Raw genomic sequence first — 24179 nt, forward strand, 5'->3', positions numbered from 1 at the left:
TCCATTGAGTTCCGGGCCAATCCGCCGATCGCGCGGGATCGGATTACCGACGTGAGCGACGAAGAGAAGAAACCGCGGAATCCCGGAAGCAGGACACGGCTCGGGCCGGGCGCGCTGAGCGGTCTCCTGGCGGGCTTCGCCGCGCTCGCCGTCGCCGAACTGGTGGCCGTGGCGGTACGTCCACAGGCCGGCCCGGTCGTCGCGGTCGGCGGAGCGGCCATCGACCGTACGCCGATCGCCGTGAAGGACTGGGCGATCCGCAACTTCGGCACCAACGACAAGCTGATCCTCCAGCTCGGCATCCTCGCCGTCCTGGCGCTGTTCGCCCTGGCCCTCGGCATGTTCGCCGTCCGGCACCGGCGTACGGGGGCGGCGGGCGTCCTGGTCTTCGGGGCCGTCGGAGCGGCGGCGGCCACCAGCCGGCCCGACTCCACGAGCTTCACCGACGCGCTCCCCTCAGTCCTGGGGGCGATCGTCGGCGCGGGGCTCCTCTACGTCCTCGTCGGCCGCCTCCTGGCGTCGCCGCGGGACGTGCCGGCAGCACAGGACGCACCGGACGCACCGGACGCACCGGACGCGGCACCGCGAGAGCACGGCGAAGGCTGGGACCGGCGCGGTTTCGTGATCGCGGCGACCGCCGCTGCCGCCGCCTCGGCCGGGGCGGGCGTACTGGGCCGAGTCCTGAACGGTTCCAGTGGCCAGGAGGCCGTGGCCTCCCGCAAGAACATCGACCTGCCGCCGCCCGACTCACGCGCACCCGCGGTGCCCCGGGGCGCACAGGTCAGGGTCGCCGGTGTCAGCCCGTTCATCACGCCCAACGGCGACTTCTACCGGGTGGACACCGCCCTGGTCGTCCCCAAGGTGGACGCCACGGCCTGGCGGCTGCGCATCCACGGCAAGGGGGTCACCCGGGAGAAGACCCTGACCTTCGACGACCTGCTGCGCCGCGAGCTGATCGAGCGGGACATCACCCTCACCTGTGTCTCCAACGAGGTCGGCGGCCCGTACGTCGGCAACGCCCGCTGGATCGGCGTCCGGCTCGACGACCTGCTGAAGGAGTGCGGTGTCCGGCCCCCGTCGGCCGGCGGCCCCGCAGATCAGCTGGTGGCCCGCTCCGTGGACGGCATGACGATCGGCAGCCCGGTCGAGGACGTCATGGACGGCCGCGACGCGATGCTCGCCATCGGCATGAACGGCCGGCCGCTGCCGTTCGACCACGGCTTTCCCGTCCGCATGCTGGTGCCCGGCCTGTACGGCTACGTGTCCGCCTGCAAGTGGATCAAGGACATCGAGCTGACCACGTTCGACGCGTACGACTCCTACTGGGTCAAGCGCGACTGGGCCCGCGAGGCCCCGATCAAGACCCAGTCCCGGATCGACACCCCGAAGCCGTTCGCCCGGCCGAAGGCGGGCACCGTGATGGTGGCCGGCGTCGCCTGGGCCCAGCACCGCGGCATCGACAAGGTCGAGGTGCGCGTCGACGACGGGCCCTGGCAGGAGGCCACCCTCGCGGCCGAGGACTCGCGCGACACCTGGCGCCAGTGGTCCTACGCCTGGCAGGCCGCCAAGGGCGGCCACACCCTCACCGTGCGGGCGACCGACCGCACCGGCGAGGTGCAGACCGAGAAGCGCACCCGCACCGTTCCCGACGGCGCCAGTGGATGGCACTCCGTCGTGGTGACGGTCGAGTGACTCACCAGACCAACCACCCTTCCCCCGCTCAAGCGGCAGTAGCCGCGCAACCCCGCAGGAGTAACACCATGCAGACCCGCATCCGCCGCATCGCCGTAACCGTCGCCGCGGTGGCCGTCCTGCCGCTCACGCTCAGTGCCTGCTCCGACGACAGCGGTGACTCCGCGAAGTCGGAGTCCGACAGCAAGGCGTCGGCTTCCGCGCCGGCCTCGGACGACGGCATGGGCGGTTCCGACACCAGCGCCGCCCCGGCGGACGAGCCGTTCGGTCCGGCGTGTTCGTCGGTGCCGAAGGACGGTGCCGGTTCGTTCGACGGCATGGCCAAGGACCCGGTCGCGACCGCCGCCTCGAACAACCCGGCGTTGTCCACGCTGGTGACGGCGGTGAAGAAGGCCGGTCTGGTCGACACGCTGAACAACGCCGAGAACATCACGGTGTTCGCGCCGACCAACGACGCCTTCGCCAAGATCCCGAAGGCCGACCTGGACAAGGTCCTGAACGACAAGGCGATGCTCACCGACATCCTGACCTACCACGTCGTGGGCCAGAAGCTCGCCCCGAAGGACCTGGAGAGCGGTTCCTTCGAGACGCTGCAGAAGTCCAAGCTGACCACGTCCGGCTCGGACGAGTCCTACACGGTCAACGACTCGGCCAAGGTCGTCTGCGGCAACGTCAAGACCGCCAACGCCAACGTGTACATCATCGACACCGTCCTGATGCCCAAGAGCTGACGGCCCGTTGTCTGCCGGGCATATCGCGCAAGGGCGCCCGGCGGGGACGGTTCCGGTGACCCGGAGCCGCAGGGGCGGCCGGTGTTTTCCACCCGGCCGCCCTGTTCCATGTGAACGAGGCGGTCACCTGGTGAGACAGCTGCTCACCAGCCAAGAAAATGCGAGGTCTCCTCATACCTCGCCTCCCTGGCGACGAATACCTGGCAAGACAGCAGGACGTTCGACCGGCAGCAGCCCAGGGAGTCCTCATGACGGGACAGCAGCTCGAGGTGAGGGACACCGGCCCCTCGGTCACCACTCACCACCCCCCAGGGCTCGCGGCTCCCCCCGCACCCGGCATGGACCCCCCAGCACCCGACATGGAAGAGACCCTCGCGCGGGTGCTGGCGGACGTCGCCCACGTCGACGAGGTGCCACACGACAGTCACTTCTTCAACGACCTGGGCGCGGACTCCCTGGTCATGGCGCACTTCTGCGCCCGAGTCAGGAAGCGGACGGATCTGCCGTCGGTGTCGATGCGCGACATCTACCGGCATCCGACCATCACCGCCCTGACAGCGGCCCTCGCGGACACCGCACCGCCCGTTCCTGCCCCCGAGGCGACCGCCCCGGAGAAGCCCGGGCCGCAGGTGCCGGCGCCGACGGGCCGCCCGCACCACGCGCTCTGCGGAGCCGTGCAACTCCTGGGCTATCTCGGCTACGCCCTCCTCCTCGCCTTCGTCAGCGCCCGGGGCTACGACTGGATCTCCGCGGGAACCGGCCTGCTCGACTCCTACCTGCGGTCCGTGGCCTTCGGCGCCGTACTGCTGGTGGTCCTGTGTGCCCTGCCGGTGATCGCGAAGTGGCTGCTGATCGGCCGGTGGACGCCACGGCGGTTCCACGTCTGGAGCCTCGCCTACTTTCGCTTCTGGCTGGTCAAGGCGCTGATCCGGACGAGCCCCCTCGTACTGTTCGCCGGTTCGCCCCTGTACCCGCTCTACCTCCGAGCACTGGGCGCGCGGATCGGACGAGGGGTGACGTTCCTGTCGCGAACGGTGCCCGTCTGCACCGACCTGCTGACGATCGGCGACGGCACGATCGTCCGCAAGGACTCACTCATCAGCTGCTACCGAGCCCACGACGGCGTGATCGAGACCGGACCGGTCACCCTGGGCCGGAGCGTGGTCGTGAGCGAGGTGACGGTCCTGGACATCGGCTCCCAGCTCGGCGACAACTCCCAGCTCGGCCACGCGTCCTCCCTGCACACCGGCCAGAGGGTCCCGGACGGTGAGCACTGGCACGGGTCACCGGCCCAGCCCGCCGACGCCGACTTCCAGCCCGTGCCGCCCGCCCGCTGCGGAACCGTACGACGGGCGGTCAACGGAGTCCTCCTCCTGCTCACCGCGCTGCTGCTCTACATACCGCTGGCGGTGGGCTGCCTGGACGCGCTGCTCTCTCCGATCCTGGAAGGGTCCACGCTGCTGAGCCGGGGACGGGCGACGCCGGCCGGCTGGGTGCTCTACGTCGACGTACTGGTGATCACGGCCGTGACCTTCTTCGGCGCCGTGCTCGTCGCCGTCGCCGTCGTGGGCACCGTCCCGCGCCTGCTGAGCCGATGCGTCACCCCGGGCCGGACGTACCCGCTCTACGGCGTCCACCACGCCCTGCACCGGGCGACGCTCCTGATCAGCAACCGGGCTTCGCTCACACGGCTGTTCGGCGACAGCACGTGCATCGTGCACTACCTGCGGTGGATCGGGTACGACCTGTGCCGGATCGAGCAGACCGGTTCGAACTTCGGCACCCGGGTCAAGCACGAGACCCCCTTCACCAGCGTGGTCGGCACCGGCACCATGGTCGCGGACGGCCTCTCGATGATGAACGGCGAGTACTCCAGCACGTCCTTCCGCCTGTCGCGGACCGCCATCGGGGCGCACAACTTCCTGGGCAACCGGATCGCCTACCCTCCGGGCGGCAGGACCGGCGACAACTGCCTGCTGGCGACCAAGGTGATGATTCCCGTCGACGGCCCGCTGCGGCATGACGTGGGACTGCTCGGTTCCCCCTCCTTCGAGATTCCGCGGTCGGTGGCGCGGGACGCCACCTTCGACGAGCTGAAGGAGGGGGACGGCCTGCGCCGCCGCCTGGCGGCCAAGAACCGGCACAACGCGATGACGATGGCCTGCCATCTCTTCTCGGGCTGGCTGTTCTTCTTCTGCGTCACCGTGCTCTTCGCGTGCGCGGCGAGCCTGTACCCGCGGTGGGGCATGGTGGTGATCGCCCTGGCCAACGCGGTCCTGCTGCCGTTCACCCTCCTGTACTTCGTCGCCGTGGAGCGGGCCGTCACGGCCCTGCGCCCCCCGGAGCCGCTGTTCTGCTCGATCTACGACCGACGCTTCTGGCACCGCGAGCGGTACTGGAAGGTTCCGTCGGAGACGTACATCCAGGTCCTCAACGGCACCCCGTTCAAGCCCGTCGTGTGGCGGCTGCTCGGCGTCCGCATCGGAGCCCGGGTGTTCGACGACGGATTCAGCCTGACCGAGCGCCCGATGGTCGCCATCGGCGACGGCTGCACGCTCAACGCGGGAAGCGCCGTGCAGTGCCACTCGCAGGAGGACGGCACGTTCAAGTCGGACCGCAGCGCGATCGGCGCCGGCTGCACCCTCGGCGTCGGAGCGTTCGTGCACTACGGCGTGACGGTCGGCGACGGGGCGCGACTGGCCGCGGACGTCTTCCTGATGAAGGGCGAGACCGTCCCCGAACACGCTCACTGGACGGGGAATCCGGCCCGCCCCGTACCCGACGGCACCCATGGCAGTGGAGGTGGGCTGTGATGGCGACAGCAGTGACCGGCGGACATGCCCCGGGAGCCGAGGCCCCGGAGACGGGGACCGGAGGCGGCCGCACCACCGTCCCGCGTTGGACCCTCGCACCCGTACCCGGCACCGCGGAGCACGTCCTCGTCCTCCCCGACGGAGTGACCGCCGATCTGCACCGGCGGGCAGGTGAACCGGGCGCGCCGCTCACCGCGATCCTCCTGGCGGCCCACGCCAAGGTGCTCGCCCTGCTCTCCGGCGACCCCGCGGTCCGCGGCGGCTACCTGCCTGCGGCCGGCACCGGGCCGCTACCCTGGGAGTTGACGGTCGGCCCCGGCTCCTGGCGCCGACTGGTGGCCGCGGCCACGCAGGCGGAGGCGCAGGCGTCGACGCCGTCGCCCACGAAGGCCGAGGCGTCCCCGGCTCCCGAGGTGGTGTTCGACCCGACCGGGCACGAACCCGGCACCCTCGCGGACGGCACCGTCCTCGCCGTCACGGTGGGGGAGCGGAGCGGCCGGCGCGTCCTGGGCCTGCGGTACCGGACCGACGTGCTGGACGCCGACTGCGCCGCCCGGATCGCCGGTTACCACCTGGCCGCGCTCGAACAGATCGCCGCCGACCCGGACGCCCCGCACGACCGGCGCACCCTGCTGTCTCCCGAGGAGATCCGCTTCCAGCTCGACGGCCTCGCCGGCCCGCGCCGCGAACTGCCGGACCGCCGCGTCCACGAACTGTTCGAGGAGCGCGTACGCCGCCATCCCGAGGCCGTCGCGGCCGTGCACCGCGACCGGCGGTGGACGTACCGGGAGCTCGACGTACGGGCCAACCGGCTGGCCCGCGCCCTGCTGGCGCGCGGGCTGCGCCCCGAGGACACGGTCGCCGTGGTGACCGGACGCGACCTGAACTGGACGGCCGCCGTGCTCGCCGTCCTCAAGGCCGGCGGCGCCTACCTGCCCGTCGACCCGCACTATCCGCCCGGCCGCATGTCCACCATGCTCACCCGCGCCGACTGCGCCCTCGTGCTCACCGAGCCGGGCAGCACGGCCAACCTGGACCGAGCCCTCACCTCCCTGCCCGGCACCCGCAGGCTCCTCGTCCCCGACCTCACCGAACGGGCCACCGACGGCACCAGCCTCGGCATGGACATACCGGCGGACCGGCTCGCGTACGTGTTCTTCACCTCCGGCTCCACCGGAGAACCCAAGGGCGCGATGTGCGAGCACGCCGGTCTGCTCAACCACCTCCACGCCAAGATCGAGGACCTGGACATCGGCGAAGGCACGGTCGTGGCACAGACGGCCTCGCAGTGCTTCGACATCTCCCTGTGGCAGCTGCTCGCCGGCCTCCTGACCGGCGGACGGACCCTGCTGGTCGAGCAGGACGCGATCCTCGACGCCGACCGGTTCCTCGACACGATCACCGAGAGCCGGGTCAACGTCCTCCAGGTCGTGCCCTCGTACCTCGACGTCCTCCTGACCGCGCTCGAACGCACCCCGCGCGACCTGCCGGACCTGCGGTGCGTGTCGGTCACCGGCGAGGCGCTCAGAACGGAACTCGTCCAGCGATGGTTCAAGGACGGGCCCGGCGTCCGGCTGGTCAACGCCTACGGACTGACCGAGACGTCCGACGACACCAACCACGAGGTGATGGACGGCATGCCGGTCACCGACCGGATCCCGCTCGGCCGCCCCGTGCGGAACGTGCGCGTCTACGTCGTCGACGACAACCTCGTCCCCGTCCCGCTCGGCGCCCTCGGTGCCATCGTGTTCTCCGGCGTCTGCGTCGGCCGCGGCTACGTCAACGACCCGGAGCGCACCCGGCTCGCCTACCGGACCGACCCGTACCGACCGGGCCAACGGCTCTACCTGGGAGGCGACTTCGGCCGCTGGCTGCCGGACGGGAAGCTGGAGTTCCTCGGCCGCGAGGACGCGCAGGTCAAGATCCGCGGGTTCCGCATCGAGACCGGTGAGGTCGAGAACGCGCTGCTGCGGGTGGACGGCGTCCGCGACGGCGCGGTCGTGGTGACCGGCCCGGAGGGCCACGGCCGACAGCTGACCGCCTTCTGCACGGGCGGCCGGCCCCTGACCGCCGACCTCCTCCGGGAGCGGCTCGGCGAGCTGCTGCCCGAGTACATGGTCCCGGCCTCCTTCCACCAACTGGAGAGCCTGCCGCTCACGGCCAACGGCAAGACCGACAAGAAGGCGCTGGCCGCGCTCGCCGAGGAGCTCGGCACGGCCGAGGACGGCCAGGAGGAGCACCGGCCCCCGCGGACCCCGACCGAGCGACGGCTCGCGACGGCATGGGCGGCGGTGCTGGGCCTACCGCCCGAACGGATCGGCCGGGGCGACGACTTCTTCGAACTGGGCGGCACCTCCCTGTCGGCCGTACGGCTCGCGGTCAGCCTGGACCGGGTGATCTCCCTGCGCGATCTCACCGGCCATCCGGCACTCGCCGAACTGGCCCTGCTGCTCGACGCCCGGACCGGCACGGGCACCACCCCGCCCCCGGCCGAGCCCTGAAGCCCCACCTCCTGAGGAGAAACCCATGCTGTCCGCACTGTTCCGCAAGCACGCGGCCCCCGCCGCGTCGGCGCCGCCCACCGGCAGCACCGCACCACCGGACGCCGACGGCCCTGCGGCCACCGACGGCTCTGCGCTCACCGACGGCCCCGCGGTCAACGATGGCCCTGCGCTCACCGACGGCCCCGCGGTCAACGATGGTCCTGCGGTCGTCGACGGCCTCGCGGTCATCGACGCCCAGAGCACCCCGGACCCGGCCACCTGGGCGGCGGAGCACCGGGACACGCTGCTCGGCCTCGTCGCCGAGCACGGCGCGCTCACTGTCCGCGGCCTCGGTCTCCGCACCCCGGCCGACGTCGAGGCGCTCCTCCACCGACTGGCCGACCGCCCCGCGACCGAACGGGAGGCGTTCGCCGCCCGCGACGTCCACGCGGAGGGCGTCTACTCGTCATCGGTGTGGCCGCCCAATCAGCCCATGTGCATGCACCACGAGTTGAGCTACGCGACACGGTGCCCCGGCCTGCTGCTGTTCGCCTGCCTCCGGCCGCCCACCGAGGGCGGCGCCACCGCCGTGGCCGACTCGGCCGCCGTACTGCGCACGCTGCCCACCGAACTGGTTGACCGTTTCGAGCGGGAGGGCTGGCTGCTCACCCGCACCTACCACGACGAGATCGGCGCCACGCTGACCCAGTCGTTCGGCACCGAGGACCGGGGCGCCGTCGAGGCGTACTGCCGCGCGAACGCCATCGACTGGTCCTGGCAGCCGGACGGCTCGCTGCGCACCCGGCAGCACCGCCCCGCCGTGGTGCGCCACCCGGTCTCCGGCGTGCGCTGCTGGTTCAACCAGATCGCGTTCCTCAACGAGTGGACCATGCCCCCGGAAGTGCGGGAGTTCCTCGTCGAGGAGTACGGCCCCGACGGCCTTCCCTTCAACACCCGTCACGGCAACGGCGACCCGGTGCCCCAGGACGTCGTGGAGCAGATCGGCAAGGCCTACGAGGCGCACACCGTGCGCCGGCCCTGGGCCGCCGGAGACCTGATGGTCGTCGACAACATCCGCACCGCACACAGCCGGGAGGCGTACGAGGGACCGCGTGAGTTGCTGGTGGCGATGGGCAACCCCGTACACCCGCACTCCGCACACGCCGAACGCTCCGCCCCGCGATCCGGGAGGGCAGCGGTATGACCACCGTACGTGCCGCCACAGCAGCAACCGCACGCGTCGGCGCACCGTCCGTGCCGCCCTTCGCCGTCATCCCCGGGGCCCAGGTCAAGGGCGTCCTGGAGGGCCGGGAGAAGACCGTGATGGAGGTCGTCGAGGAGACCTACCGCCTGCACGGCGCCGGCCGCTCGGTCAATCCCCCGTCCTCCTTCCTCCGCTTCACCGACCGGCCCACGTCACGGATCATCGCGCTGCCGGCCTCCCTGGGCGGCGAGAACAGCGTGGACGGCCTGAAGTGGATCTCCAGCTTCCCCACCAACGTCGCGTCGGACATCCCCAGGGCGTCGGCCGTGCTCGTCCTCAACGACCACGACACGGGCTACCCCTTCGCCTGCATGGAGAGTTCGATCATCAGCGCCGCCAGGACCGCGGCCTCCGCCGCGTCGGCCGCCGACCGGCTCAGCAGGGGGCGAGCGCGTCCCACCCGGCTGGGCTTCGTCGGGGCCGGCCTGATCGCCCGTTACATCCACACCTATCTCGACGGCACCGGCTGGTCGTTCGACGCCATCGGCGTGCACGACGTGTCCGCCGACAGCTCGGCCGGCTTCCGGACGTACCTGGAGCAGTCCGGGGCGGTCGGCCGCGTCACCGTGCACCACAGCGCCGAGGAACTGGTCCGCAACAGCGACCTGATCGTCTTCGCCACGGTCGCCGACCGACCTCACATCGACGACCCGTCCTGGTTCCACCACAACCCGGTGGTCCTGCACATATCCCTTCGCGACCTCGCGCCCCAGGTGCTGCTGTCCGCCACCAACGTCGTCGACGACATCGACCACTGCCTGCGGGCCGACACCTCACCGCACCTCACCGAACGCCTCACCGGCCGCCGCGACTTCCTGCTCGGCACGCTCGACGACGTGATGGTCGGCCGGGTGACGGTGCCGGCCGACCGGACGGTGGTCTTCTCGCCGTTCGGCCTGGGCGTGCTGGACCTCGCCGTCGGCAAGTTCGTCTACGACGAGGTGGCCCGCTCCGGCGAACTGCGCGTCATCGACGACTTCTTCCACGAACTGCGGCGCCACGGCTGAGGACGGCGGACCGCCGCCCACCATCCGGTCCCACCCGAGGAGACCATCGTGCCAGTCATATCCGTTCCCCAGGCCTTCAACGAGGAGGACCTGTACGTCGACCTCGCGTCGATGTCCGGGCACCGGCTCTTCCTCAAGTGCGAGGGTTTCAACTTCGCCGGTTCGATCAAGCTGAAGGCCGCGACCGAGATGGTGGAGTCCGCCGAGCGGAGCGGGACTTTGAAACGGGACTCGATCCTGGTGGAGTCCTCCTCCGGCAACCTCGGGGTGGCCCTGAGCATGATCGCGGCGAGCAAGGGCTACCGGTTCGTCTGCGTGACCGACTCCCGTTGCAACCTGACCACCCGGCTGATGATGGAGGCCCTGGGCAGCCAGGTGCACGTCGTCTCCGACGAGGGCGCCGCCGGGGGCCTGCTGGGCGCCAGGCTGGCGTACGTGCGCGGCCTGTGCGCGTCGGACGACCGCTACCTCTGGCTGAGTCAGTACACCAACGCCGACAACTGGAAGGCCCACTACTTCAGGACGGCGCCGGCCATCGCCCGCTGGTTCCCGCAACTGGACGTGCTGTTCATCGGCGTCGGCACCACCGGCACGCTGATGGGCTGCGCCCGCTGGTTCCGCTCCTGGCACCGACCGGTGCGCATCGTCGCGGTGGACAGCGTCGGCTCCGCCATCTTCGGCGACCCGCCGGGCCGCCGGATGATCCCGGGCCTGGGCATGAGCGTCCGGCCGCCGCTTCTCGACGAGGCGTATGTGGACGAGGCGGTGCGCGTGGAGGAGACCGACACCATCCGCACCTGCCGCAGCCTGGCGAGGCGCGGCTTCCTCTTCGGCGGGTCCACCGGCACGGTGGTCAGCGGCGCGACGAGCTGGCTGGCCCGGCACGGCAGGCGCGGGCTCACTCCCGTGGCGATCGCCCCGGACCTCGGAGAGCGCTACCTCGACACCGTCTACCAGAGCAACTGGGTACAGGGCGTCTACGGCGACGACGCGCTCGCGCCGCAGGCGCCGCCCGGCCGAGGGGTGTCGGCGTCGTAGCAGTGGGCATCTCCGTCCCCGGTGTCACGCGGGGACGGAGATGACGCTGAGCGGGTCGGTCGTGGGCTGCTGGGACCCGCCGGCGGGCTCGACGGTGATGCCGACGGCGGTGGCCCCTTCGAGCGGTCCGTCGAGGATGTGCGCCTGACGGCCGCCCGCTCCGGACAGGAGTCCGGCGGGCCGGAACTCCCCCTCCTCCGCGTACCAGAGCTCGTAGACCTGGTCGTCGGTGAGCGGCGGCAGACCCGACGCGATGAAAGCGGCCTGGCCCTGGGCCCGCGAGGCGACCACGCTCGCCGTGGCGCCGTCCGGAAGCTCCGCGGTGTTGATCGTGGCGTCCGGGGCGGCCAGCACGTCGGCGAGCGCCTCCGCGCCGGTGTGGAGGTCGGCGGCCTCCTCCTGGGCGCTGTCGGCCTCCGTGTGCTGCCACCAGGCGATACCGCCGAGAGCCGCCGCGGCCGCCACGGAGGCGGCCAGCGCGAACCCGAGAATCCGCTGCCGCCGCCGGGGCCGTTCCCTGACGTGGGGACGCTCCAGGCGCTCCTGACGGACGGTGGAGATCTGGCCGAGCACCCGGTGACGCAGCTCGGGGGACGGCTGACGGGCTTCGCCCGCGCCCAGCAGGCTCGCCGTCCGCGTCAGCTCGTCGACCTCGCGCCGGCACTCCGCGCAACTCGCGAGGTGGTTCTCGAACGCGGCTTCCTCGTCGGGCGGGAGAGCGTGCAGCGCGTAGGCACCCACATCGAGGTGCGGGTCGTCGCCGGTTCTCATGATCCCGTCTCCAGACACTCGCGCAGGCGCCGCAGCCCCTGACGCATCCGCGACTTGATGGTGCCCGCCGGAGTGGCCAGCGAATCGGCCACCTCCGCGTACGTCAATCCCTCGTAGTACGCCAGCACCAGGGGCAGCCGCAGTTGCCCGGACAGCTCCGCCAGGCAGCGGAAGACCACGCGATGCTCCTCCCGTTCCTCGACCTCCTCGGCGACCGCGTCGAAGGGCCGGTCCTGCTCCCGGGCCCCGGTGCGCAGCTCGCGGGCCCGGCCCGCGGTGACGGACCGCACCCGGTCCACGGCCCGGCGGTGCGCGAGAGTGAGCACCCAGTTCCGGGCGGCTCCCCGCTCCGGGCGGAAGCGGTCGGCGGTGCGCCACACCTCCACCATCACGTCCTGGGTCACCTCCTCCGCCTGCGCCTCGTCCCGCAGCACCCGGCAGGCGAGCCCCATCACCGGTGCGGCCAGAGCGTCGTAGACACCGGCGAACGCCTGCTCGTCGCCGCCGGCGGCACGGGTGAGCAACTCGTCCACCCGGGCATCGCCGGAAGACCGCCCCGGGCGGGGCTGGGCGTCGCTTTCCGTGTCGGCGTCGCTTCGGTGATCCATCGTCGCTCCTCGGCTCTGCTCGACCTTGGTCCCTTTCCGAGGGGAGCGCACGTGGTCGGGAGCCGTCCGCGTGACACCGGGTGAGTGAGCGGGGGACGGGCCCTCACTGATTGTTCGTAGCCGAGACCCCTACGGATGCGGATCGTCCGGAACGGGGCGTACTTCGACCAATCCGGTGGACCGCGCGCTACGGATTCCCGGTACCAGCGGCCGCCCGGCCCCGTGCCGGGCACCGCCCCGGCCGTCCACCCCTCCGGGTGGACCGTGAGTAAGGAAGTGACCGCGTGAGGAACCGACGCATCGCACGAATAGCCGCACTCACCGCACTGCCCGCAGCGCTGGCCCTGCCAGCCGCGGCCCCCGCACTGGCAGCCGACAGCCAGGCGTACCAGATCGACCTGAAGCAGCTGAACGACTCGGGCGCGAGCGGCACCGCGATGGTCAGCCTGGAGGGCACGAAGCTCACGGTGAAGATCCAGGCCGAGGGCCTGACACCCGGAGCGCCGCACGCCCAGCACATCCACGGCTCGACCAAGGGCATGGACTTCCACTGTCCCGACGCGAGCGCCGACGAGGACGGCGACGGCATCGTCTCCACCGTGGAGGGACTGCCCGCCTACGGCGACATCAACATATCGCTGACCACCAGCGGGGACACCGGCAAGGACAGCGGCCTCGCGGTCGACCGGATGCCCACCGCCGGCAAGGACGGCAAGCTGTCCTACGAGCGCACCATCACCGTCTCGCAAGACGTCGCCGACCACTTCAAGGACCTGCACATCGTGCAGCACGGCATCGACGTCAACGACAACGGCACCTACGACATGGACGCCGGCAAGAGCCAACTCGACCCGAAGCTCCCCCTGGAGGCGACCGCCCCCGCCAGCTGCGGCATGGTCCACGGGGCGTCCATCGGCGAGATGCCCGAGGGCGGAGTCGAGACCGGCACCGCGGCGACCGGCGGCGACGACGCGGGGCAGATGATGGCCCTCGGCGGGGCGGGCCTGATGGCGGCCGCCGTCGGAGCAGTGGTCGTGTGGCGGCGTGCCGGTGAGCGCTGACCGGGCCGCCCGGTGAACCGCGGGCCTTCCCGGCGGCGCCTGCTGCTGGTCGTCTGCGCGGTGATCGCGGTCCTCTCCGGCGTCGCCCTGGCCGCGGGCCTGTGGCGCGGCGCCGAGGAGTCCCGCACGGCACCTCCGGCCCCGTCGGTCACCGCACCGGCCGGGCCGGGGGCCCGCGCCTCCACCGACCCCGCGCCGGAAGACGACCGGCAAAGCACCGGCCCGGCTCCGGAAGGCGACCGACAGGGCACCGACCCCCCACCGGAAGGTGACCGGCGGAGCACCGGCCCCGCGCCGGAAGAGCACCGGCACGACGCCGGTCACGTCGCTCCGGCCGCAGCCCTTCCCCGGTCCGCGCCCACCAGGGTGACCGTCCCGGCCATCGGCGTCTCCTCCGCCCTGGAGGATCTCGGGCGCGACGGCAACGGTGCGATGCAGACCCCGCGCGATCCCGACCTGGCCGGCTGGTACACGCCCGGTCCCGCGCCGGGCCAGCGCGGCCCCGCCGTCATCGCCGGGCACGTCACCTGGGACGGCGACCGGTCGGTCTTCTACCGCCTGGGCGAACTCGCCCCCGGCGACACCGTCGCCGTCGACCGCGAGGACGGCCGCACCGCGACCTTCACCGTGGACCGGGTCGAGCAGTACCCGAAGGACGAGTTCCCCACCGTGGAGGTCTACCGCGACCTGGACCACGCCGGCCTGCGGCTGATCACCTGCGCGGGTGACTACTCCGCCGCCGAGCGCCGGTACGCCGACAACATCGTCGTGTACGCGACGCTGACCCACACCGAGTAGAGGGGAAGTTCCCGGCGTTCCGCTCATCCACGTCGCCGACTGCTTCGAATGGCTTGTGCAAGGACGCATTCGACACCGTCTGTGAAGGAGGTGAGCCGAATGGCGTCATCCCTCGGCATCCGCCGGGCCGTGGTGGGCCTCGCCGCGACCGGGCTGCTCGCCGGCGGCGCCACGCTGGGCATGGCGGGGACGGCGAGCGCCGCCCCGGCACCCGCGTCGGCGGCGACCGTGGTCACCGGTGACCATCACGACCGCTGCGAGTGGAAGAAGGGCCACTGGGAGAAGAAGTGGGTGAAGGGCCACTGGGAGAAGAAGTGGTACGAGCACAAGAGCTGGCACCACGGCGAATGGGGTCATGACTGGTCCTACAAGTGGGTCTACGTCCACGGGCACTGGGACCACGTCTGGGAGAAGGGACACTGGGACTGCCGCCACTAGCGCGCGTCCCGTCATGAGGCGCTGGGGGGCGGGCATCTGCCCGGCCCCCAGCGCTCGCGTGCGCGCGGCACGATGCCCGCGCCGGCCGATCCGATGCACACGACACTTTGTCCCCTTGGCGGAAGAAGAATCGAGATCTTGCGCGAAAGGGGTTACAGGTGCGGACCAAGGCCGCTAACTTCCTTGAAATAAACCGGTCATAGACCTCTCTGGACCGGGCTCGAAGGCGCGACGGCGCGCGCCCGTACTCCCTCACGGCAGGCCTCGCACGCCTGCCGCCACCCCACACTCCCCGGGAGAACTCTGTGCGCACGAGACCGCTCGGACATAGACGTGTCCGTTCCTTACTGCCGGCCCTGGCATGTGCCATCGCACTGGCGCTGCCGACAAGCCCGGCCGCCGCCGCACCGGCGGACCCGGCCGCCGCCGTACCGGCCGACCCGGGCGGCGGGGCCGAGGCCGCGGCCGCCGAGGAGTTCCAACAGGTCACCCTCGCCAAGGGCGTGGCCGAGACGGGCGAGCCCATGACGATGGCGGTGCTGCCCAACCGCTCGGTGCTGCACACCTCGCGCGACGGCACCCTCCGGCTGACCGACGCGGCGGGCACCACCAGCGTGGCGGGCAAAGTCGACGTCTACAGCCACGACGAGGAGGGACTGCAGGGCGTCGCCGCGGACCCGGGCTTCTCCGCCAACCGGTTCGTGTACCTCTACTACGCCCCCGAGCTCGACACACCGGCCGGCGACGCCCCGGCCGACGGGTCGGCGTCCGACTTCGCCCCGTTCGACGGGGTCAACCGCCTGTCGCGGTTCGTCCTGAGGACCGACGGCACCCTGGACCCGGGCAGCGAGAAGAAGATCCTCGACGTGCCCGCCTCCCGCGGTCTGTGCTGCCACGTCGGCGGCGACATCGACTTCGACGCGGAGGGCAACCTGTACCTGTCCACGGGCGACGACACCAACCCCTTCGCCTCGGACGGCTACACCCCCATCGACGAGCGCGCCTCGCGCAACCCCGCCTACGACGCCCAGCGTTCGTCCGGCAACACCAACGACCTGCGCGGCAAGATCCTGCGCATCAAGGTGAACGCCGACGGGTCGTACGGCATCCCGTCGGGCAACCTCTTCGCGCCCGGCACCGCCAGGACCCGGCCCGAGATCTACGCCATGGGCTTCCGCAACCCCTTCCGGATGAGCGTCGACAAGGCCACCGGCACCGTCTACGTCGGCGACTACGGCCCCGACGCGGGCACCGCGGGCGCCTCCCGGGGCCCCGCCGGGCAGGTCGAGTTCAACCGGATCACCAAGGCCGGCAACTTCGGCTGGCCCTACTGCACCGGCGACAACGACGCCTACGTCGACCACGACTTCGCCACCGGCGGCACGGGCGCCGCGTTCGACTGCGCCGCCCCCCGGAACACCTCACCGCGCAACACCGGCCTGACCGAACTGCCGCCGGCCCAGCCCGCCTGGATCCCCTACGACGGCGGCTCCGTACCCGAGTTCGGGGGCGGCTCCGAGTCACCCATGGGCGGCCCCGTCTACCGCTACGACGCGAACTCCACCTCCGACGTGAAGTTCCCCGAGGCGTACGACGGCGACTTCTTCGCCGGCGAGTTCGGCCGCCGCTGGATCAAGCGCATCGAGACCGGCGGCGACGGCGCCGTGCAGTCCATCAACGCCTTCCCCTGGAGCGGCACCCAGGTGATGGACATGGCCTTCGGCCCGGACGGCGCCCTCTACGTCCTCGACTACGGCACCGGCTACTTCAACGGCGACGCCAACTCCGCTCTGTATCGCATCGAGCACGTCACCGGCGGCCACGCCCCGGTCGCCCAGGCCAAGGCGAACAAGACCTCCGGCACGGCGCCCCTCGCGGTGACCTTCTCCTCCGCCGGCAGCTCCGACGCGGACGGCGACGCCCTCACCCACGCCTGGGACTTCGGCGACGGCGCCACCTCCACCGCGGCCGACCCCACCCACACCTACACCGCCAACGGCCAGTACACGGCCACGCTCAAGGTCACGGACGCGACCGGCAAGTCCGCCACCGCCTCCGTGCAGATCACCGTCGGCAACACCGCGCCCACCGTGAGCATCGACCTGCCCACCGACGGACGCGTCTACGACTTCGGCGCCGCGATCCCGTTCAAGGTGACGGTGACCGACCCCGAGGACGGCGCCGTCGACTGCGCCAAGGTGAAGGTCACCTTCATCATCGGCCACGACAGCCACGGACACCCGCAGACCTCGGCCACCGGCTGCACCGGCACCCTCCACACACTGGCGGACGGCGAACACGATCCCAACGCCAACATCTTCGGCGTCATCGACGCCGAGTACACCGACCAGGGCGCCAACGGCCAGCCCGCCCTCACCACCCACGACCAGCACATCACCCAGCCCAGCCACCGGCAGGCCGAGCACTACGGCGACTCCTCGGGCGTCCAGGTCGTCACCCACGCCCCCGCGCACGGCGGCAGGACGGTCGGCCACATCGAGAACGGCGACTGGATCTCCTTCCGGCCGTACGCCCTCGACAACCTCACGGCCTTCACCGCCCGGGTCTCCTCGGCGGGCGCCGGCGGGACGATCGAGGTGCGCGCCGGATCCCCGACCGGCACCCTCCTCGGCACGGCGACCGTGCCGGTGACCGGCGGCTGGGAGACCTTCCAGGACGTGACGGCCGCACTGAGCAACCAGCCGGCCGGCTCCACGACCCTCTTCCTCGTCTTCAAGGGCGGCGCCGGCTCGCTGTTCGACGTGGACGAGTTCTCGTTCGGCACGACGGGAGGCGGCACCCGCACCGGTCCGGTCACCGGGGTCGACGGCAAGTGCCTGGACGTGGACAACTCGGGCACGGCCGACGGTACGGAAGTGCAGATCTGGACGTGCAACGGGAGTGCGGCGCAGGACTGGACGGTCGGCGGTGACGGGACGCTGAAGGCGCTGGGCAAGTGCCTGGACGTGTCCGGTGGCGGCAGCGCGGACGGTACGCGGATCCAGCTGTGGACCTGTAACGGCACGGGTGCGCAGAAGTGGGCGGCGCAGTCGGACGGCACGGTGCGCAATCCGCAGTCGGGCAAGTGTCTGGACGCGTCGGGCGGTACCTGGAACGACGGGACGCAGGTCCACCTGTGGACCTGCCACACCGGCCCCAACCAGAAGTGGACCCTTCCGTAGATTCCGTAGAGAGGAGGCGACCGTACATGCGCAACCAGCTGAAAGCGGCCCTCGGCCTGTTCGTCGGCGCCATGCTGTGCGTGGCCCCGCAGGCCGCGGCCTTCCCTGGTGCCGCCGCCGGCGACACCGTCCGCACCACCGCCGCCCAGGCGGTCCCGGACACCGCGGCACAGGCCGCGGCGGACCCGGCGTACAAGATCCTCGTCTTCTCCCGGACGGCGGGTTTCCGTCACTCCTCGATCGACGACGGCATCGCGGCCCTGCGGGATCTCGGCACGGCGAACAACTTCACCGTGGACGCCACCGAGGACCCGGGGACCTTCACCACCGGGAATCTCGCCCAGTACAAGGCGGTCGTCTTCCTGTCGACGACGGGCGACGTGCTGGGTGACGCCCAGCAGACGGCGTTCGAGAGTTACGTCAACGGCGGCGGCGGGTATGTCGGCATCCACGCGGCGGCCGACACCGAGTACGACTGGCCCTTCTACGAGGGACTGGCCGGCGCCCTCTTCCACTCCCACCCGGCCATCCAGTCCGCCACCGTCGAGATCGAGGACCGGGCGCACGACGCCACCGCGCACCTGGGCGGCACCTGGCAGCGGACCGACGAGTGGTACAACTACCGCACCAACCCGCGCACCACCGCCCATGTCCTGGCCTCGCTCGACGAGTCCAGCTACTCGGGCGGGAACATGAACGGCGACCACCCGATCGCCTGGTGCAAGGACTACGAGGGCGGCCGGGCCTTCTACACCGGCGGCGGCCACACCGACGAGTCCTTCACCGACCCGGCCTTCCGCCGACACCTGCTCGGCGGCGTCCGCTGGGCGGCCGGGATGACCAACGCCGACTGCCGCCCGGAGAGCGGCTACACGTCCCTCTTCGACGGCTCCGGCACCACCGGCTGGCAGCAGGCCGGCCCCGGCGGGTTCACCCTCGCCGACGGCACCCTCACCTCCCACGGCGGGCTGGGCATGCTCTGGTACGCCGCCGAGGAGTTCACCGGCGACTACTCCCTCAAGCTGGACTGGAAGGCGTCCGGGGACGACAACTCCGGTGTCTTCGTGGGCTTCCCGGCCTCCGACGACCCCTGGTCCGCGGTGAACAACGGCTACGAGATCCAGATCGACGCCACGGACGCGGCCGACCGCACCACCGGCGCCGTCTACGGCTTCAAGTCGGCGGACCTCCCCGCACGCGACGCCGCGCTGAACCCGCCGGGGGAGTGGAACACGTACGAACTCCGCGTCACCGGAGAGCGGCTGGAGATCTTCCTCAACGGCGTGAAGATCAACGACTTCACCAACACCGACCCGGCGCGCAGCCTGCGCCAAGGGCACATCGGACTCCAGAACCACGGCGACGGCGACGAGGTGGCCTTCCGCAACATCCGTGTCCAGCAGGACGGGACACCGCCGACCGGCCCGCGAACGGGTCCGGTGAAGGGCGTCAACGGCAAGTGCCTGGACGTGGACAACTCGGGCACGGCCGACGGTACGGAGGTGCAGATCTGGACGTGCAACGGGAGTGCGGCGCAGGACTGGACGGTCGGCGGTGACGGCACCTTGAAGGCGCTGGGCAAGTGCCTGGACGTGTCCGGTGGCGGCAGCGCGGACGGTACGCGGATCCAGCTGTGGACGTGCAACGGCACGGGTGCGCAGAAGTGGGCGGCGCAGCCGGACGGCACGGTGCGCAATCCGCAGTCGGGCAAGTGCCTGGACGCGTCGGGCGGTACCTGGAACGACGGGACGCCGGTCCACCTGTGGACCTGCCACACCGGCCCCAACCAGAAGTGGACCCTGCCCTGACCGAGCCCGGAGTGCAGTAGACCCCGGTACGTCCCGCTCATCCGTGAGCGGGACGTACCCGTTTCCCGCGACATTCGATCCCGTCCTCCATCTTGACGTGTACGCGCCGTCATGGGTTCATGGGAGCGCTCCCACACAGTAAGCGCTTCCCCACCCACTGGAGGCACCGTGCGCACGACACCACGCGAACCCCGGCAGCGCCTCTTGGCCCGCCTGCTCACCGCGCTGGCCGCCCTGATCGGTCTGGCCGTCCTCGGCGCCCTCGGCCCGGCCGTGGCCCTGGCCCAGCCGCCCGGCGCCCGGGCCGCCACCGGCCTGCACATCAGCGACGGCCGGCTGCTGGAAGGCAACGGCAACGACTTCGTCATGCGCGGGGTCAACCACGCCCACACCTGGTACCCGGGCGAGACGCAGTCGCTGGCGGACGTCAAGGCACTGGGCGCCAACACCGTCCGGGTCGTCCTGTCCGACGGTCACCGCTGGAGCGAGAACGGCCCCGAGGACGTGGCCGCCGTCGTCGACCAGTGCAAGGCGAACCGGCTGATCTGCGTCCTGGAGGTGCACGACACCACCGGCTACGGCGAGGAAGCCGCCGCCGGCACGCTCGACCACGCCGCCGACTACTGGATCGGCCTCAAGGACGTGCTGGCCGGCGAGGAGGACTACGTCGTCGTCAACATCGGCAACGAGCCCTGGGGCAACACCGACCCCGCCGGCTGGACCGAGCCGACGATCGCGGCGGTCAAGAAGCTCCGCGCCGCCGGCTTCCAGCACACGATCATGGTGGACGCACCCAACTGGGGCCAGGACTGGCAGGGGGTCATGCGGGCCAACGCCCAGTCCGTGTACGACGCCGACCCCACCGGCAACCTGATCTTCTCGATCCACATGTACAGCGTCTACGACACCGCCCAGGAGATCACCGACTACCTGAACGCCTTCGTCGACGCCGGACTGCCCCTCCTCATCGGCGAGTTCGGCGGCCCCGCCGACCAGTGGGGCGACCCGGACGAGGACACCATGATGGCCACCGCCGAACAACTCGGCCTGGGCTACCTGGCCTGGTCCTGGAGCGGCAACACCGACCCGGTCCTCGACCTCGCCCTCGACTTCGACCCCAGCCGGCTCAGCTCCTGGGGCGAGCGCATCTTCCACGGCGCCGACGGCATCGCCCGGACCTCGAAGGAGGCCACGGTCTACGGCGGTGGCGACCCGGACGACACCCGGGCCCCGACGACGCCCGGCACCCCGACCGCCACCGCCACTACGGACACCTCCGTCACCCTCGGCTGGACCGCCGCCACCGACGACGTGGGCGTCACCGGGTACGACGTCGTCCGGGTCGGGGACGGCGCCGAGACCGAGGTCGCCGCCTCCGCCGCCAACACCGCCACCGTGACGGGCCTCACCGCCGACACCACCTACACCTTCGCCGTCTACGCCCGCGACGCGGCGGGCAACCGCTCGGCCCGTTCCGCCACCGTGGACGTCACCACCGGCGACGGCGGCAGCACCCCCGGCACCTCGTGCTCCGTCGGATACCGCGTCGTGGGCGAGTGGCCGGGCGGCTTCCAGGGCGAGATCGCCGTCCGCAACACCGGCACCGCGCCCATCAGCCCGTGGACGCTCGCCTTCGCCTTCACCGACGGCCAGACGATCACGAACATGTGGGGAGGCACCGCGACCCAGGACGCCGGCGCCGTGCGAGTCGCCCCCGCCTCCTACACCTCCACCATCCCCGCCGGCGGCACGGTCACCCTCGGGTTCACCGGCGGGAAGGGCGCCGCCAACACCGCCCCGACGGGGTTCAGCCTCAACGGGGCCGCCTGCACCACCACGAAGTGAACGGAGTGCGGGACCTCACCACGACACCTCGCGGACGTCGGCCCGGCTCTGCGGCCGCGTCGTCGCGGTGACCTCCGACCGGTGACGGCTCGCCGAGAAGGTCACCGTCAGCGTCTGCGGCTGGCTCTGCTCCGTACTCACCGTGAAGCCACGGTTCGGCACCGCCGAGACCAGGCACACCCCGCTGCCGCCGAACCGCACGGTCACCTTGCCGCCCTCGGACGGCACCGTGTACACACCGGCCCCGCCCTCCTCGCAGCCCGGGTCGACCCCGCCCGTCGGAGAGGGCGGGGGCGTGGCGCGGGCGGTCGGCGTAGGCGTCGGCGTCGGCTCGGGCGGCTTCTCGCTCGTCCGGGACGGTGTCGGGCTGGGCTTCCGGCTGGTCGCCGACGGGCTGGGGGAGGGCTTCGCGGTCTTGGACGGAGTGGGCCGGGGGGACGCCGGGAGCTCCTTCGGCGCCGACTGCGCGACCGGCGCGGTCGGCCGGGTCGAGCCCACCACGAAGTGGATCGTGATGATGACAGCCGTGACACTGGCTGCCGTGCACGACAGCCAGATGATCAGGTAGCGCAGAAGGCGGGACACGACACCATAGTGACGGACCGGCTAACGTGCCTGCCCATGGCCTCCGTACTTGTCGTCGAGGACGACCCTGTGATCCGGGCCGCGCTGATCGAGGTCCTGACCGGACACGGCTACGCGGTGAAGACCGCACACCAGGGTTTCGAGGCGCTGCGCGAGATCACCCAGAGCCCGCCGGACATCGTGGTGCTCGACCTCGGGCTGCCCGACCTCGACGGCCTGGACGTGCTGCGGATGATCCGGGGCATCTCCCGCGTCCCGGTGCTGGTCGCCACCGCCCGCGACGACGACACGGAGATCATCCGGCTGCTCAACGCCGGGGCCGACGACTACATGGTCAAGCCCTTCTCCGGCGGGCAGCTCGCCGCCCGGCTCGCCGCCGTATTGCGCCGCTCCGTCCCTGCCGACGTCCAGGCGGCGCGGCGGCCCGCCCTCCAGGTCGCCGACCTGCGCATCGACCCGACCGCACGCACCGCACACCTCGCCGGCCGGGAACTGCCCCTCACCCGCCGCGAGTTCGACCTGCTCGCCTACCTGGCCGCCAACGCCGACCAGGTCATATCCAGGCAGCGGATACTCGCCGAGGTGTGGCAGCAGCCGTACGTGGAGGACCAGACGGTGGACGTCCACCTCTCCGCACTCCGTCGCAAAATGGGGGAGAAGGCGCGAAAGCCCCGCTACCTCCACACGGTCCGCGGTATCGGCATCAAGTTGGTCAGCTCGCCATGAGACGTGCCCTCGCCGGGATCGCCCTGGCCGTCACCTCCATGGTGGCGCTGTCGTTCCTCATCCCGCTCGCCCTCCTCGTCCGCGAACAGGCCCGGGACCGGGTCACCACCGCCGCCGAGCAGCGTGCGTCGGCCCTCTCGCCGGTCCTCGCCCTCACCACCCGGCGCGCCGACGTGCAGCAGGCCGTCGCCGAGCTCGGCTCGTCCGACCAGCTCGTGGTGCGGCTGCCCGACGGCGGCTTCGTCGGGCGGCCGCACGCGCCCGAGGACGCACTCGACCGGGCAGTGCGGGGACGCGAGACACTCGCCGTCGACACCGCGGACGGCTGGGTCTACCTCCAGCCCGTCGTCCTGCGGGGAGACCGGGTCGCGGTCGTGGAGGCCTACGTGCCCGCCGCGGACCTCACCCGGGGCGTGGCCGCGTCGTGGGGCGTGATGGCGCTGCTCGCGCTGGGCCTGGTCGGCGGCTCGGTGCTGGTCGCCGACCGGCTCGGCGCCCGCGTCGTCCGCTCCTCCCGCGGCCTCAAGCGCGCCTCGCTCGCCCTCGGCTCCGGCAACCTCGACGTACGGGTCGAACCGGACGGCCCGCCCGAGCTCCAGGAAGCCGGCGTGGCGTTCAACACCATGGCCGACCGGGTCGTCGACCTGCTCGCCGTCGAACGCGAACTGGTCGCCGACCTCTCCCACCGGCTGCGCACCCCGCTGACCGCCCTCTACCTGGAGGCCGACCGGATGGGCGCGACCCCGAGCGCCCGGCGGGTCACCGAAGCGGCCGGCCAGCTGGAGAGCGAGCTCGACGCGATCATCGCGGCCGCGCGCACGCCCCTGGCCGCGGTGCAGCACGGCGGTGCGGGGGCGGGCCCGGCGAAGCCGTGCGACGTCGCCGAGGTGGTCGCCATGCGCCTGGACTTCTGGTCGGTCCTCGCCACCCAGCAGGCCCGGCCGTACGAGCGCTCCCTGACCCCGCGCCCGGCGCCGGTCGCCTTCCCCGAGGACGACCTCGCGGCCGTCGTCGACGCCCTGATCGGCAACGTCTTCCGGCACACCCCGCAGGGCACCGCCTTCGCCGTCCGCGTGGAGCGGGCGGAGCGGCACGTCTTCCTCACCGTCGACGACGCCGGACCGGGAGTGGCGGACCCCGAGGCGGCGCTCACCCGGGGCGTCAGCGTCGGCGGCTCCACCGGCCTGGGCCTGGACATCGTGGCCCGGGCGGCCCGCGCGGCGGACAGCGAACTGACGATCACCCGCGCGCCGCTGGGGGGCGCGCGGGTGCGGGTGTCGTTCGTACTCGCCGGTGCGAGCGGCGCAGCGGGAGGGGTGCGGTGACGGG

Annotated in this window: 19 protein-coding genes; 16 read left to right on the plus strand and 3 right to left on the minus strand. The window is 71.8% G+C overall.

Annotated features, from left to right (window positions below; all coding sequences use genetic code 11):
* Positions 1-51 precede the first annotated feature (51 nt).
* The 7 genes from ACFCZF_RS17440 to sbnA all read left to right on the plus strand — a co-directional run bounded on the left by ACFCZF_RS17440 (position 52) and on the right by sbnA (position 11028).
* The gene (locus tag ACFCZF_RS17440; protein WP_376672388.1) at positions 52-1692 is read left to right on the plus strand and encodes a sulfite oxidase; all 1641 of its coding nucleotides are present in this window, start codon (positions 52-54) and stop codon (positions 1690-1692) included.
* 68 nt (positions 1693-1760) lie between these two features.
* A complete protein-coding gene (locus ACFCZF_RS17445; protein ID WP_376672389.1) occupies positions 1761-2423 on the plus strand; it encodes a fasciclin domain-containing protein in 663 nt (220 codons plus the stop codon).
* 248 nt (positions 2424-2671) lie between these two features.
* Positions 2672-5236: a Pls/PosA family non-ribosomal peptide synthetase gene (locus ACFCZF_RS17450; protein WP_376672390.1), complete on the plus strand. Its 2565-nt coding sequence runs from the start codon at positions 2672-2674 to the stop codon at positions 5234-5236.
* Positions 5236-7737, plus strand: coding sequence for an amino acid adenylation domain-containing protein (locus ACFCZF_RS17455; RefSeq protein ID WP_376672391.1), 2502 nt, complete (start codon positions 5236-5238; stop codon positions 7735-7737). The genes ACFCZF_RS17450 and ACFCZF_RS17455 overlap by 1 nt, the downstream gene beginning before the upstream one ends.
* A gap of 28 nt (positions 7738-7765) precedes the next feature.
* A complete protein-coding gene (locus ACFCZF_RS17460; protein WP_376672457.1) occupies positions 7766-8923 on the plus strand; it encodes a TauD/TfdA family dioxygenase in 1158 nt (385 codons plus the stop codon).
* Positions 8920-9990 (plus strand): 2,3-diaminopropionate biosynthesis protein SbnB, encoded by a 1071-nt coding sequence (gene sbnB, locus ACFCZF_RS17465; protein ID WP_376672392.1) that lies wholly within the window; start codon positions 8920-8922, stop codon positions 9988-9990. Before ACFCZF_RS17460 ends, sbnB begins: the two co-directional genes overlap by 4 nt.
* A 48-nt stretch (positions 9991-10038) precedes the next feature.
* Positions 10039-11028, plus strand: coding sequence for a 2,3-diaminopropionate biosynthesis protein SbnA (gene sbnA / locus ACFCZF_RS17470; protein ID WP_376672393.1), 990 nt, complete (start codon positions 10039-10041; stop codon positions 11026-11028).
* Between the two features lie 24 nt (positions 11029-11052).
* Here the strand turns inward: sbnA and ACFCZF_RS17475 are convergent, their stop codons facing one another.
* Entirely contained in the window at positions 11053-11799 is a 747-nt protein-coding gene (locus ACFCZF_RS17475) for an anti-sigma factor domain-containing protein (protein WP_376672394.1), read from the minus strand.
* Entirely contained in the window at positions 11796-12407 is a 612-nt protein-coding gene (gene sigK / locus ACFCZF_RS17480) for an ECF RNA polymerase sigma factor SigK (RefSeq protein ID WP_376672395.1), read from the minus strand. The genes ACFCZF_RS17475 and sigK overlap by 4 nt, the downstream gene beginning before the upstream one ends.
* A 284-nt stretch (positions 12408-12691) precedes the next feature.
* On the opposite strand from sigK, the gene ACFCZF_RS17485 reads away from it, so the two are divergent.
* The 6 genes from ACFCZF_RS17485 (at position 12692) to ACFCZF_RS17510 (ending at position 21539) form a co-directional block, all read left to right on the plus strand.
* Positions 12692-13468 carry a CHRD domain-containing protein gene (locus ACFCZF_RS17485; protein WP_376672396.1) on the plus strand — a complete coding sequence of 259 codons (777 nt, stop codon included), beginning with the start codon at positions 12692-12694 and terminating at the stop codon, positions 13466-13468.
* A 12-nt stretch (positions 13469-13480) separates the two neighbouring features.
* Complete coding sequence (locus ACFCZF_RS17490; protein ID WP_376672397.1) at positions 13481-14266, plus strand: class F sortase; 786 nt, start codon at positions 13481-13483, stop codon at positions 14264-14266.
* Positions 14267-14365: 99 nt separating this feature from the next.
* Positions 14366-14704 (plus strand): hypothetical protein, encoded by a 339-nt coding sequence (locus tag ACFCZF_RS17495; protein WP_375918322.1) that lies wholly within the window; start codon positions 14366-14368, stop codon positions 14702-14704.
* A gap of 305 nt (positions 14705-15009) precedes the next feature.
* A complete protein-coding gene (locus ACFCZF_RS17500; RefSeq protein WP_376672398.1) occupies positions 15010-17886 on the plus strand; it encodes a PQQ-dependent sugar dehydrogenase in 2877 nt (958 codons plus the stop codon).
* Positions 17887-17912: 26 nt separating this feature from the next.
* Entirely contained in the window at positions 17913-19694 is a 1782-nt protein-coding gene (locus ACFCZF_RS17505) for a ThuA domain-containing protein (protein WP_376672399.1), read from the plus strand.
* A gap of 168 nt (positions 19695-19862) precedes the next feature.
* The gene (locus tag ACFCZF_RS17510) at positions 19863-21539 is read left to right on the plus strand and encodes a cellulase family glycosylhydrolase (protein WP_376672400.1); all 1677 of its coding nucleotides are present in this window, start codon (positions 19863-19865) and stop codon (positions 21537-21539) included.
* 15 nt (positions 21540-21554) lie between these two features.
* Here ACFCZF_RS17510 and ACFCZF_RS17515 read toward each other — a convergent pair whose 3' ends face one another.
* Positions 21555-21776 carry a hypothetical protein gene (locus ACFCZF_RS17515; RefSeq protein WP_375918314.1) on the minus strand — a complete coding sequence of 74 codons (222 nt, stop codon included), beginning with the start codon at positions 21774-21776 and terminating at the stop codon, positions 21555-21557.
* A gap of 58 nt (positions 21777-21834) precedes the next feature.
* Here ACFCZF_RS17515 and ACFCZF_RS17520 point away from each other — a divergent pair, with 58 nt between their 5' ends.
* Genes ACFCZF_RS17520 through ACFCZF_RS17530 form a run of 3 tightly spaced genes read left to right on the plus strand, consistent with a single transcriptional unit; the run spans position 21835 to position 24175 of the window.
* Entirely contained in the window at positions 21835-22107 is a 273-nt protein-coding gene (locus tag ACFCZF_RS17520; RefSeq protein ID WP_376672401.1) for a hypothetical protein, read from the plus strand.
* Positions 22108-22160: 53 nt separating this feature from the next.
* Positions 22161-22850 (plus strand): response regulator transcription factor, encoded by a 690-nt coding sequence (locus ACFCZF_RS17525; protein WP_375918310.1) that lies wholly within the window; start codon positions 22161-22163, stop codon positions 22848-22850.
* Positions 22847-24175 (plus strand): ATP-binding protein, encoded by a 1329-nt coding sequence (locus ACFCZF_RS17530; RefSeq protein WP_376672402.1) that lies wholly within the window; start codon positions 22847-22849, stop codon positions 24173-24175. The genes ACFCZF_RS17525 and ACFCZF_RS17530 overlap by 4 nt, the downstream gene beginning before the upstream one ends.
* The last annotated feature ends 4 nt before the right edge of the window (positions 24176-24179 follow it).

The organism is Streptomyces sp. NPDC056296, assembly GCF_042268605.1.
GTDB lineage: Bacteria > Actinomycetota > Actinomycetes > Streptomycetales > Streptomycetaceae > Streptomyces.